This is a genomic window from Bradyrhizobium sp. Leo114, from assembly GCF_055229415.2.
Genome location: NZ_JBUYEN020000015.1, coordinates 94,509 through 107,225 on the forward strand (window position 1 = coordinate 94,509; position 12,717 = coordinate 107,225).

General features: G+C 59.3%; 10 protein-coding genes. 4 read left to right on the forward strand and 6 right to left on the reverse strand.

The annotated features are described in order from the left end of the window. Positions 1-15: 15 nt before the first annotated feature. The gene (locus ACZIRK_RS19685) at positions 16-1,176 is read right to left on the reverse strand and encodes an ABC transporter substrate-binding protein (RefSeq protein WP_463327981.1); all 1,161 of its coding nucleotides are present in this window, start codon (positions 1,174-1,176) and stop codon (positions 16-18) included. Positions 1,177-1,313: 137 nt separating this feature from the next. On the opposite strand from ACZIRK_RS19685, the gene ACZIRK_RS19690 reads away from it, so the two are divergent. Both ACZIRK_RS19690 and prpB read left to right on the forward strand, forming a co-directional pair. After that, positions 1,314-2,849 carry an aldehyde dehydrogenase gene (locus ACZIRK_RS19690; protein WP_463327982.1) on the forward strand — a complete coding sequence of 512 codons (1,536 nt, stop codon included), beginning with the start codon at positions 1,314-1,316 and terminating at the stop codon, positions 2,847-2,849. A gap of 47 nt (positions 2,850-2,896) precedes the next feature. Continuing rightward, positions 2,897-3,823 carry a methylisocitrate lyase gene (gene prpB, locus ACZIRK_RS19695; RefSeq protein WP_463327983.1) on the forward strand — a complete coding sequence of 309 codons (927 nt, stop codon included), beginning with the start codon at positions 2,897-2,899 and terminating at the stop codon, positions 3,821-3,823. A 36-nt stretch (positions 3,824-3,859) separates the two neighbouring features. On the opposite strand, the gene ACZIRK_RS19700 is transcribed toward prpB, so the two are convergent. The 5 genes from ACZIRK_RS19700 to ACZIRK_RS19720 all read right to left on the reverse strand — a co-directional run bounded on the left by ACZIRK_RS19700 (position 3,860) and on the right by ACZIRK_RS19720 (position 9,793). Further along, a complete protein-coding gene (locus ACZIRK_RS19700; RefSeq protein WP_463327984.1) occupies positions 3,860-4,633 on the reverse strand; it encodes a GntR family transcriptional regulator in 774 nt (257 codons plus the stop codon). A gap of 218 nt (positions 4,634-4,851) precedes the next feature. Next, entirely contained in the window at positions 4,852-6,810 is a 1,959-nt protein-coding gene (locus tag ACZIRK_RS19705) for an oxidoreductase (protein ID WP_463327985.1), read from the reverse strand. Positions 6,811-6,824: 14 nt separating this feature from the next. After that, the gene (locus ACZIRK_RS19710; RefSeq protein ID WP_463327986.1) at positions 6,825-7,967 is read right to left on the reverse strand and encodes a PrpF domain-containing protein; all 1,143 of its coding nucleotides are present in this window, start codon (positions 7,965-7,967) and stop codon (positions 6,825-6,827) included. 13 nt (positions 7,968-7,980) lie between these two features. Next, on the reverse strand, positions 7,981-8,772 hold the full coding sequence (locus tag ACZIRK_RS19715) for an N-acyl homoserine lactonase family protein (protein ID WP_463327987.1): 792 nt from the start codon (positions 8,770-8,772) through the stop codon (positions 7,981-7,983). 13 nt (positions 8,773-8,785) lie between these two features. Beyond that, positions 8,786-9,793, reverse strand: a complete 1,008-nt coding sequence (locus tag ACZIRK_RS19720) for an NAD-dependent epimerase/dehydratase family protein (RefSeq protein WP_474418375.1) — start codon at positions 9,791-9,793, stop codon at positions 8,786-8,788. A gap of 217 nt (positions 9,794-10,010) precedes the next feature. Here ACZIRK_RS19720 and tcuA point away from each other — a divergent pair, with 217 nt between their 5' ends. Together tcuA and ACZIRK_RS19730 are read left to right on the forward strand one after the other, a co-directional pair. Next, positions 10,011-11,513 (forward strand): FAD-dependent tricarballylate dehydrogenase TcuA, encoded by a 1,503-nt coding sequence (gene tcuA / locus ACZIRK_RS19725; protein WP_463327989.1) that lies wholly within the window; start codon positions 10,011-10,013, stop codon positions 11,511-11,513. Positions 11,514-11,743: 230 nt separating this feature from the next. Next, entirely contained in the window at positions 11,744-12,628 is an 885-nt protein-coding gene (locus tag ACZIRK_RS19730; protein ID WP_463327990.1) for an NAD(P)-dependent oxidoreductase, read from the forward strand. The last annotated feature ends 89 nt before the right edge of the window (positions 12,629-12,717 follow it).

Consider the following 12,717-nt stretch of genomic DNA (forward strand, 5'->3'; position numbering starts at 1 on the left):
GAAATCCGGCTCCGTCTATTCGCACCGCGTCCGTTCGCAAGTTGCCACGATTGCGGGCATTCCACCCTTGAGCACAGCGATGTAATAGGGAGCGTCGAGCTGCTGGTTGGACTTCCATTGCTCCTGCCCGGTCCAGCCGACCTTGCCGAGCACGGTTTCGAAGCCACTGAGGCTCAGCATTTGTTCACGTACCTTGTCGGTATCCGCGACCGTGCCTGCCTTCTTCATCGCCTCGAACATGAGCTGGATGTTCGCGTAGAAGAACGGACTGAAGGCGTTCATGGGGACCTTGTATTTGGTCTCGAAGCGCTTCGTGTAGGCGGCCATCGCCGGCGCCGACGGATCGATCGACTGATGCACGTAGATTCGCTCGGATGCCTCGGCGCCTGCTATCTTCACGATGTCCGCCGTTGCGTCGCCGCCGGTTCTGATGATCGGGCCCTTAAAGCCCAGTTCGCGCAGCTGCTTGACTAAGAGCCCCGCAGTCTGCGGCGAATTGCCATCGAGCTCGAAGGCATCGATGTTTTGAGCGAGCACGCGTGTCAGGAGAGGCACGAAGTCGACGCGCTCACGCTCGAAGAATTCCTTGGAGACCATCTTCGCGCCGGCCGCCTCATAGGCCGCCTCCACCACGACCGCAATTTGCTGTCCCGACTCGTCGTTTGGGAACAGGGCGCCGACGCGCTTCACGCCGAGTCGCGTGGCTACCCACTTGATCTGCGGATCGGAAAAAATGTCGGTTGGGATCACTGGACGGAAGCTGAAGGGAAGATCGGGCGACAACGCCTTAGGCGTGAAAGCCATCGTCATCGTGATGACCTTGTTTTCGGTCGTCACGGGCAGCACGGCAAGAGAAGGCGCTGAACCAAGCGGCCCGGCGATGTACTTGATGCCATCATCGAAGATCAGGCGATTGGTCGCCGTAAGGGCATCCGCAGCCTTATAGTGATCGTCGTAAGCCACAACTTCGATGTTGTACTTCTTGCCGCCGACTTCGAGGCCGCCCTTGCTGTTGACGTCTTCTGCTGCCAGCTCGGCTGCACCCTGCATCGAGATGCCCCACGCAGTGCCCGCACCCGAAAGCGTCGCAAGCACACCTAGCTTCAGCCTCTCGGCGGAAGCCGGTTGCGACAACACGGCTCCGAAGCTCAAGAGCATCGCAATCTTGTAGCGCATGGTCCCAGTTCCCTCCTCGTCGGCGCGTTTTCGCGCATCTCTCATTTTCCGGACGTGCTCCGTCGATTCCCGTCGGAAACGACAAATGCCAGTCCGGCGCTATCTGTTTAGCTTGGTAGATTGATGAAAGTCAACTGTTGACACTTTTTGCAGGGAGCGGCTATCTGGGTTTCCCGAACAAGCGGATTGTGAGAATGGTCAAGACCTGCAAGCTTTTCATCGACGGCCAGTGGACAAACAGCGCGGACGGGAAGACATTTCCCGCCGTCAACCCGTTCAATCAGGAGACGTGGGCAACTGTCCCCGCCGCCACGGAAGCGGATGTCAACGCGGCGGTTGCTGCAGCGCGGCGAGCGTACGACACCAAGTGGCGGCATACGACCGGGGTCGAGCGCGCTACACTGCTGAACCGGCTCGCGAATCTGATTGAGGAAAACGCGGAGCCTATGTCCGTGCTCGAGACAACCGACAACGGCAAAGTGATCCGCGAAACGCGTTCGCAGATGCTGTTTGCCGCCCGCCTCTTCCGCTTCTTTGCCGGGTATGCCGACAAGATCTACGGCAGCGTCATCCCGCTGGACCAGCCTCAGATCGTCGATTACGCGGTACGGGAGCCGTATGGTGTCATCGCCGTCATCACGGCATGGAATTCCCCGATCTCGTTGCTATCCAATAAGCTGCCCGCTGCCCTGGCCGCCGGTAACTGTGTCGTCGTCAAGCCGTCCGAGCATGCCTCCGTGACGACGTTGGAGATTTGCAAACTGGTGGAGAAGGCCGGCTTCCCACCGGGCGTCATCAACGTCGTGACCGGTGCAGGAGATGTCGGTCGGGCGCTCGTCGCCAGTAAGGGCATAGACAAGATCAGCTTTACCGGAAGCCCGAATGTCGGGCGCGAGATCGCTGCGACTGCGGGAAGGAACCTGCGCCCGGTGACTTTGGAACTCGGCGGCAAATCTCCGAATATCATTTTCGCGGACGCCGATCTCGACAAGGCGGTCGTTGGAGCTTTGGCGGGAATCTTCGGAGCGACCGGCCAGACCTGCATCGCCGGATCCCGCTTGCTCGTACAGCGTCCCGTTTATCAGCAGGTCGTCGAGCGACTTGCGGAACGGGCCGGGAAGATCGTGATGGGTGATCCACGAGACCCCGCGACCGAGATGGGAACGGCGGCCAACGAGCCGCAGTTCAATCGGATCATGGAATTCATCAATGCCGCCCGCAAGGATGGAGCCCGTCTGGTCACGGGCGGAGAGCCTGCTCGCGAGGGCGCTCTTGCCAAGGGATTGTTCATTAAGCCGACTATCTTCGCGGAGGTGAACAACCAGATGCGGGTCGCTCGCGAGGAGATCTTCGGGCCGGTGCTTTCGATCATTCCGTTCGAGGAAGAGGACGAGGCCGTGGCAATTGGCAACGATACGGAATACGGGCTCGCCTGTGGCGTCTGGACGCAGAACCTGTCCCGGGCGATGCGGATGATCCGATCGATGCGAACCGGAGTCGTCTGGGTGAACACTTACCGCATGGTCTCGGCCCAAGCGCCCTTCGGAGGAATGAAGAACTCCGGATTCGGCCGGGAACGCGGTGAGCAGGGGCTCCTCGAATTTACCGTCAGCAAGAACGTGATGATCGACTACTCAGACGAGAAGCGCGATCCGTTTGCGATCAAAGTTTAACCAGGCCGTCGGCCACTCTCCAAGCACTACAGTGAAGGTACTTCAACATGACCTATCTGGTCGCCGACGATCTGCCGACCGTTCCAGCGGGCGAGCGCTTTCGCACGCTGCTTAAGCGCCCGGGAATTTTGCAGATTCCTGGAGCTTATTCGGGCCTAGCGGCTCTCCAAGCCAAGCAAGCCAAGTTTGATACCGTCTATTTGTCCGGAGCGGCCGTATCGGCATCGATGGGATTGCCTGATCTAGGGATCCTGACCATCGATGATGTGTGCTTTTATATCCGCCAGGTCTCTCGCGCCGCTCATCTTCCTGTCCTGGTCGACGGCGACACGGGCTATGGCGAGGTCCTCAACGTAATGAACATGGTGCGGGCATTCGAAGATGCCGGAGCAGCAGCTGTTCAAATCGAAGACCAGATCCTGCCGAAAAAGTGCGGCCACCTGAACGACAAGAGACTGGTTGCGCCACACGAAATGGCGGCTAAGGTTGCGGCAGCGGCGAAGGCACGGCGGCATCTGTACATTGTTGCGCGCACGGACGCAGTCGCCAACGAGGGAATCGACGCGGCGATCCGACGAGCCAAGCTCTACGTCGAAGCCGGCGCCGACGCGATTTTCCCCGAGGCATTAACTGATCGGGATGCGTTCGCCAAATTCGCCAGCGCTGTGCAGGTCCCCCTGCTCGCCAATATGACCGAATTCGGTCGAACCCCATTTATGACCGCCGAGGACTTCGAAAAGCTCGGCTACAAGATGGTCATTTGGCCGGTCAGTTCGCTTCGCGTAGCTGCAAAGGCGCACGCGGACCTTTACGAAGGAATCCGTAAAGACGGTGGTACGCATCGATTAATCGACCGAATGCAAACGCGAGCCGAGCTGTATGCAACGATTGGCTATCATGAATACGAGGCACTAGACTCTTCAATCATCAAGTCGATTGCACCCGACGGGATGCCGCAAGAGAAGGCCGGCTAACCCCACACCGAACATGGACTGAACAGCGACTGTCTATCAGCGCCGTTCAGTCAACGCGGCTTTCTCACGCAATTGACGCCCTGAACTGACTTTTGGCTTGGTTTCGATGCCGCGCTCGACGTCCTGGCGAGCAGGCGCTTCTAAGACCTGTTCTTCAACGTAACGACGCGCATTTCTGATGTGGAGACGCATCCTTCGTTCCGCTTCTTCAGGATCGCGCCGAACCAATGCAGCCACAATGTCTTTGTGTTCCTTCAGAGCCTGCTTCGCTCGCCCAGGTTTCGTGCTCGACTTGTAGCGGTAGACCCTGAGCAAATAGTACAGGTCTTCACAAAGCATATGGATCAACCGGACGTTACGGCTCCCCTTAACAATCCGAAAGTGAAAGTCGAAGTCCTTTGATTCCTGATAATAACCAGTGCCCTCTTGCACGCTCCGTTGCTGTTGGTGCTGATCGAGCAACTCGGAGAGAGCCTCCAGCTCTTCATCGGTCATATTCGTGGCGGCCAACGAGCAGGCAAGCCCCTCGAGCACCTCGCGAAGCTGGAGGACCTCGTAAAGGTCCTTGGGAGAGATTGTCGCAACCCGCACGCCGATATTGGGCGTGCGCTCCAGCAGCTTGCGTCCCTCCAACCTTCGGATCGCTTCCCGAAGTGGACCGCGACTTACTCCGAGAGACGCCGCCAAGGTCTGCTCTCGCACCTTGCTGCCAGGTTGAAGCTCACCGCTGATGATCGCGGCCTCGATACGCTCGACGAGCGTGTCCACCAGCGATCTCGCCGAGACTTTGCGATTCAGTAATTCGGTCATAGTGCCCTTTCGAAGACTACGGCAGCTTGAAAACTCTCGGAGTTTCGGTCCGCGATCAGCGCCAGGCCCATAAAGCCCATTCAACGCAGCTCCGGCCTAATTCCCCCAACGCAAGGTCGCATCGCCGACACTTATGTAGCACGGCGGTTGCCGATTCCCACTATATCTCGGTTCGACTCCCTCATTTATCAACGGGAAACAGCCCATAAAACAAGTGGTTAGGAGAGCTCAAGAGCCACCAGGGTGCCCTCCTCGATCGCTTCGAAGAATTTGCGGGGGCCACGGACGTCGCCAACGTAATGGATCGGCACTCCCAATTTCTCGAAATGCTCGGTTTCCGCCCTCCTCGAGCCGTACCCAGTGCAAAGCACGACATTGTGGACCCCGTGTAGCACGCGCCGACCCGCACCTTCCGACTGGATTTCGACCCAGGCCTCACCTATCGCGCGCAATTCCGCCTTCGAGATCACCTCGACTCCAAGTTCCCTAATGCGATCCAAATAGTAGACTTTATCGGCATGGACCGCCTTCTTGAGAAATTCTGACCGCACGAGAAGGGTGACGCGCGTCCCCCTAGTTGCCAGAAGATCGGCCACCTCGACACCGACGAGGCCGCCTCCGACAATCACGCACGCACCTTCAATTTCTTTGGTCCTGGCGAGCACTTGCCACCCCCCAACTACATGCGGGAGTTCGGCGCCCGCCAAGTCCGGTTTCGTTGCCTCAGCCCCAGTTGCTATGACAACCGCGTCCGGCGCGAGGGTCCGTAATTCGTCAAAGGACGGCTGGTGGCCGACGCTCACCGCAATGTCCAGGCGATCGATTTCGGACGAGAAATATCGAAGTAGATTTCCAATCTCTTCGCGGTGGGGAGGCTGAAAAGCGAGCCTCAATTGACCGCCAATGTACTCGTCGCGCTCGTAGAGATGAACGTGATGTCCACGACGGGCGGCCGTCAGCGCGGCGGAGATTCCAGCAGCGCCCGCGCCCAAAACTGCAATTCGTCGCGTCGTAGGTTTCTTGGAAAGCAGCGGCTTCAATTCCAACTCGCGACTCACGATGGGATTCACGGTGCAGGCCAACCCCTTGTGCCGGTGGATGGTCGCTATGCACTCGTTACATGCGATGCAGGGAGCAATCCTGTCACCTTGACCGCTCTTAGCCTTGGCAGGAAAGTACGGATCGGCAATCAGAGCTCGACTGAGACATATGAAATCGGCGTCTCCGCGGTCGAGGATCTCCTCCGCAAGCGCGGGCGTGTTGATCCGTCCCACGACCATCGTTGGAATGTTGACGTGTCGCCGAATTGCGCTGGCATAGTTGACGTAGCATCCCCGCTCCACCGACATGCCGGGCACGACCATATATGGGCGGGATGAGTGCACGCCGCCCGAGACGCTTAAGGAATCTGCGCCGGCTGCCGCGAAGAGTTGCGCGAGGATGATCGCATCATCAATTTCGAGCCCCTGCTTGACGTGATCCGATCCATTCATCCGCACGATGACCGGAAACTCTTGGCCCAATCGAGCTTTAAGCGCACGAATGATACGTACGCAGAACCGCGACCGGTTCTGCGGAGTGCCGCCGTACTCGTCCTCACGCCGGTTGGACTCTGGGGATAGAAACTGGCCGATGAGATATCCATGTGCACCATGAAGCTCTATCGCGTCGTACCCTGCCTTTTGAGCTCTGACCGCAGCGTCACCAAAGCGCTCCACTATGCGATCGATCTCTCGGATGCTCAATTGCTTGGGTATGACGGCTTCGCCTACGCCCGTGAATTCTGAAGCGAAAGGCGATGGTGCCAGGGGTTGCGAACCGCACACCTCGGGTATCGATTCTCGCCCGCCATGATTGAGCTGCAGCGCGGCCTTCGCACCTGCGGCATGAACGGCTGCTGCGACTCCTCGCATACCCGGGATGAAACGGTCATCGTGCAGCATGGCGTTGTGGCGAAGCCGTTTGCCCTCCTGCTCCACATAGGTCGCTTCAACAATGATTAGTCCAGCTCCACCACGCGCACGCTCGGCGTAGTATTCGGCGACGTCGTCCCCGACGAAGCCTTCGCTATCAGCAAGTTCCGAGCTGGTCGCTGCAAACACGATCCGGTTCGAGACCTCCAATCCCCCTATGTTGGCGGGTGCGAAGAGCTTCGAAGAAGACGTCAAAGCAATCACCCGATTTGCCAAGATTAAGTGGATGCCCGATAGATCACGTGCCCCTCAAATAGCCGACGGGCAGTTCGATAGACGGCACCATACTCTGCTCGCAACTCCGTTCCGTCGCCCGACACCAACGCGTCTACAAGCGTCACACCAGAAGGATGGGCAATGCGGACAGGACCAGTCGCGTGACACATTTTGGCGGGAAGACTGCCCGGCACCCGAGTAGCCACGGCCAGGCAAATCGCCCCCGTTATTGGTACCGCGCGATGTGGTTGCCCCACGGAGATCATGCGAACCCAAAGATCGGCGTCTGACGGACTAAGCGCACGGCCCGAGAGTGTTCGCCCCGATCGGGCTGGCGAGATCATCGCCACCTTTGGAAGGCCGGTCATTCGCCCGGCGCTTTCCCGGTCTTTGGCTATCCCCATCGCGACCGACGCGCAGCACCGAATGTCCTCCATACGAGCCAAGAAGACCAGGTCGCGCTCGAGCTCTTGCGGAAGCTCGTCGCCCATCTTTTCGACCGCAGCTACGTCCACAAAAACGCAAGGATTTGCCGCGTCGACGCAGGTAGCCTTTACAAGTCCCAACCCTGCGATCTCTAACTCATCATAGGCGTTGCCGGTCGGAAGCAGCTTTCCGGTCTTCGCTCCCCCCGGTGCGAGAAATTCAAGCCGGATTGGGGCCGACGTACCCGCAACACCATCGATTTCGGCATCTCCGCTGGCAGCCAGCTTTCCGTCCTGGACCGGGAAGCGTGCCACAATCACTTTCGAGGTATTAGTGTTGTGGATTCGAACGACTGCCTCGCCATCCGGCGGCTTCCGTACAATTCCCTCTTCGACCGCGAATGGCCCGACCGCCGAAGACATGTTGCCGCAATTTCCGCCGTAGTCGACGAAGGTGTCTTGGACGCCGATTTGTACAAATGTGTAATCGACGTCGGCGTCTGCCCGCGTAGGCGGTCCAATGACGCATATTTTAGACAGGGAGGAGATGCCTCCTCCCATGCCGTCGAGCTGTCTTCCATTTGGATCGGGAGAGCCCATGACCTGCAGGAAGATGGCGTCCCAGTCCTGCCGATTCTTCGGAAGATCCCCTCGCTGGAACATCACAGCTTTGGACGTACCGCCTCGCATGAAAACTGCAGGAAGACGACGATACTGCATGACTTCGCGATCCTTACGTCCGCTGGTCGGCATCTAGCCGAACGATATCTGCAGGGCCGCCAGGCTGCGCCGGATACCGCTTCAGGACAAGGGGATCGTGACCAGGGATGATATGGGCCGGCGATGAGGCGAGCTTCTGCATGGTGTCGAATCCTTCGAGCATTTCGCTCACGTCGACGACGATCGGGAACGGCCGCCTCTGTTCAAAATTCGCGTAGTAGTGCGACGCATCCGATGCCAAAACGACCCAGCCTCGCCGAGTCCGCACCCTGACGCACTGCAAACCTTTGGAATGACCGCCAACTAGATGAACGGAAACACCGTCAGCGATCTCGCCTGCTCCGTCATGAAATGTTACGCGCCCCTGGTAGAGCTTGTTGACCATGGCGGTCACATCCTCCGCCTCGAAAGGATGTCGGAGGGATGAATGGCACATACACCTCCCCGTGCAGTACTGCATCTCTCGGTCCTGCACATGGTATGTCGCATTCGGCAGGAGATCGTGGTTGCCTGCATGATCGTAGTGCATATGGGTAAGTACGACGTCTTTGACGCTGTTGGCATCGATACCGGCAGCCTTTAGGCCATCGGCCACCGATCGGGACACTTTCCGTTGGCGCTTGAGCCCCATCTTGTCGTCAAAGCCTGTATCGACCACGATCGTCCGTCCCCCACCCTTCAAGGCCCAGACAAAGAAGTCCATAGGCATCGAACCGTCATGCGGATCGCCTCCGATGAAGTTGTCGCGCGCCTTCCGCTCAGCAATCTGGGCATAGTGAATTGCGAAGATCTCGTATTCTGACATTTTGGGCTCCAGATCAGGCTGCCGGCTTACGGCTTTGCACCGCGTCCTCGCGCTCTCTCCACGCAATAAGACGACGTATTCCTTCCTCGATCGACACCTCCGGCTTCCAGCCCAAGAACTTTTCGATCTTTGTTACGCTGAAGTCGAGTTGGGAGGTGACGCTTGCCCGCACGGCGGACGTGTTGGCCTTGTGCACGGGCTTAAGTTTGGTGCCTGTGATCTTGACCAGCAGTTCCACGATCCGATTCAGCGAGGTCGAGCTTCCGGTGGTCACGTTGAAGCTTTCGCCCGTTACCTCCGACGCCATAGCCATGACATTAGCCCGGGCTACGTCGGAGACATGGATGTAGTCGTGGACTTCGCTGCCGTCGTCCGGGATGACCGGAGGCTCTCCGCGTTTGATGCGGTCGTAGTTCTCCATGATGTAGAGGGCGTTGACGCCCCGGTAGTGCTGGCGTTCGCCGTAGACGGTCGAGTATCGCAGCGCGACCGCCTCGATCTCATGCTTGGCGCTATAGAGCTTGCAGAGATTCTCCCCGATGAGCTTCGTGCAAGAATAGAGCGCCGCGGCCGGCTGGAAGGTCGCGAGATTGGTGGGCGCCGATTCCTCGATGAGGCCGGGGGCAGGATCCCCGTACACTGCGACCGAGGACGAGAACACGACCTTCTTCACACTGCGGTAACGGCAAGCTTCAAAGATGTTGACTTGTCCTTCCACATTGACGGCTAGACCCAAGCTGGGGTTCTGACTAAGCGGCAGGGTCAGGAAACCTGCTATCGCGAACACGCCGTCCGCCCCCTCGAATGCGTCGTAGAGCTCGTTGAGCCGCAATATGTCTCCTCGAACGAGCTTGACACGCGGGTCTCCCAGAATCTCCTTTACGGTGTCGGGGCTACCGAGCGCATAATTGTCCAGGAGCACCACCTCGCGGGCACCGCGCTGCAGCAATTGTTCGGCGACATGCGAACCGATCAAGCTGGCGCCACCGGTGACGACAAATTTTCCTTGAGAGATTTCCATCTGCGCCTTTATTCTAGGTTTCTGGTTTGAGACGCGGGACCGCGCCGAAAGGCGGAGCGACCGAAACCGCCGCCCCGCAATCGCGGGAATATGCCAGCATGCCAAGCCAAAAGTGTCAACAGTTTTCAAAACGCAAACTGACAACTGTAGACACCTTGGCCGATCCCTAGTATTACGACGCCGGGTTCGAAAACCATCATCCGGAAAGGAAACTGCCGTGAAGGAATACGACGTCATTGTTGCCGGCGCGGGCAACGCCGCGCTCTGTGCCGCAATCTCCGCGCATGAGAACGGAGCTCGCGTACTGGTCCTCGAGCGCGCGCCGGAGGAGGAAAAGGGCGGCAACTCCTACTTCACGGCTGGCGGTTTTCGGTTCGTGCATGAAGGCGCAGAGGACATCGCCAAGGATGTCATTCCCGACCTCACGGCCGAGGAGCGCGGCAAGATCGTCATCCCCCCTCACACCCGTGAGTTCTTCTACAACCAGTTGATGGAGGTCACCCATCATCAATCCGATGAAGACCTCGCCAACCTGCTGATCGACCGCTCCCGATCCACCATGGGCTGGCTCCGCAGCCACGGCATTCGCTTCGTTCCGATGTATGGCCGCCAGTCCTTCTTGGTAGACGGCAAGCACCACTTCTACGGCGGTGTCAACATCGAGTCCGTCGGTGGTGGCGCGGGTCTGGTCGAGGCGGAACTCGCCCGCGTGCAAAAGCTCGGCATCGAGATCCGTTATGGTACCGCGTTGATCGGCCTGGTGCAGGGCGACGACCGGGTCATCAAGGGCGTCAAGGTTCGTACGAAGCAGGGCTACGCCGAGATTGCCACCAAGTCGGTGATCCTCGCCTGCGGCGGCTTCGAATCCAACCCGGAGATGCGCGTCCGCTATCTCGGCCCCGGCTGGGACCTGTGTCGCGTCCGCGGCACCCGCCACAATATGGGCGAAGGCATCTTCGCAGCACTCGCGATCGGCGCCCGCCCCTACGGCAACTGGTCGAGCTGCCATGCTTGCGAGTGGGATATCTCGGCGCCGCCCTACGGCGACCGCTGGGTGCTGGACAACTTCCAGAAGCACTCCTACCCGCTCGGCATCATGGTCAACATCAACAGCAAGCGCTTCGTCGACGAAGGCGAGGACTATCGCAACCTGACCTACGCGAAGTTCGGTCGCGAGATCATGAGCCAACCCCGCCGTACCGCGATCCAGATCTTCGACCAGCAGACGGTTGGGATGCTGCGCGACGAGTACCGGATCAAGCAGGTCACCAAGGCCGAGTCCGACACGATCGCCGGCCTTGCCAAGCAGCTCGAACTCGATCCGGTTGAACTCGAGAAGACGGTCAACGAATATAATGCGGCCTGCGGCCCCGAACCGTACAATCCGGCCGTTCTCGACGGCAAGGCGGCTCGCGGCATCTCGCCGCCCAAGTCGAACTGGGCTCTGCCGATCAACAAGCCGCCCTACGTCGCCTTCGTGACCACCACCGGCATTACCTTCACCTTCGGCGGTCTCCAGGTGAACACCCGCGGCGAAGTACAGGATATGACCGATCAGTCCATCCCCGGCCTCTACGCCGCAGGTGAGCTCGTCGGCGGCCTGTTCTTCGAGAACTATCCGGGCGGCACCGGCCTCATGTCCGGCTCGGTGTTCGGCAAGCTCGCCGGCGAAAGCTCCGCCGCTTACGTCGGCGCTAAGCCGCGTAAGTCCGCAGCTTAAACTTAGCTCTGCGAGGCGCTCCCGAGAGCGCCTCGCTCTGCTTTTGACGCCAAGGCAGGTCAGCGTGACGGAATTTGGGACTGCGGCGGTATCTCTGAACCACGCCTGTCCCGCCCGCAAACCTGACGACCTGGTCTGCCCGCTGGCAACATAAAATTGCTGAGCCCGCCGACCACGACCAAGCCGCCTTCAAGGCAACTTCCAGTAAGTAACTATCGATGGAGATTTGGATGACACAGAAGGTTGCCGTAATCGGCATGGGACAGATGGGATCGGCGATGGCCGCGCGGCTCCGAGACTCGAATTTCGACGTCTTGGGGTTCGATGTGAGCGCCGACCAGCGCGCCAGGCTGACGAAGGACGGCTTCCGGATAGCCTCGAGCATCTCGGAAGCCCTCGCGGATCGCTCGATCATTCTGACCAGCCTCCCCGATCCAAAGGCCGTGACAGAAGCCTGGCTTGGTGCCGCCGGTATCGTCGCGAGCGCCCAGAAGGGAGCACTCTGCATCGAACTCAGCACGATCGATCCGCAGACAATGCGGACCGTCGCGGAAGCGGCGGCAGCCCGTGGAGTCGCCGTCGTCGACTGCCCCGTAAGCGGCGGCCCGAACGAGGCCAGGTCGGGCAAACTCATTCTCATTGCCGGAGGCGAATTGTCAGACATCACTCGCGCGGAGCCGATTCTGCAGAGACTTGGCGCCGAGTGGAAGCACACAGGCGGAGTTGGCACAGCCAAGGCCGTCAAGATCGTCAACAACATGATGACGATGGGCAACGTGCTAGTGGCGGCCGAAGCATTCGCGCTGGGTGTGGCCGCCGGCGTCGAACCACAGAAACTGTACGACGTATTGTCCGTCAGTGGCGGTCGATCGCATCACTTCACCAAGCGCTTTCCGAACGCGCTCAAGGGGGATTTCTCTCCCGGATTCAAGATGGAGCTTGGTGAAAAGGACCTCGCACTGGCTATCGAACTCGGCCGAGCAATCAAGATGCCGACCCCATCGGCATCGTCATCGCGCGAGCTGTACGCATTGGCCTTGGCTGAGGGCTTTCGGGGACAGGACATCGTGGCGCTGCTATCGATGTACCAGAACTGGGCGGCCCCGACGAAGTGACTCGGACAGACAGGCGGGCTCCGCCCACCTGTCGACGCAGTCAATTGCACGTTGGTTAAGCGCCCGAAAAGAGCGCCTTATACGGCTCC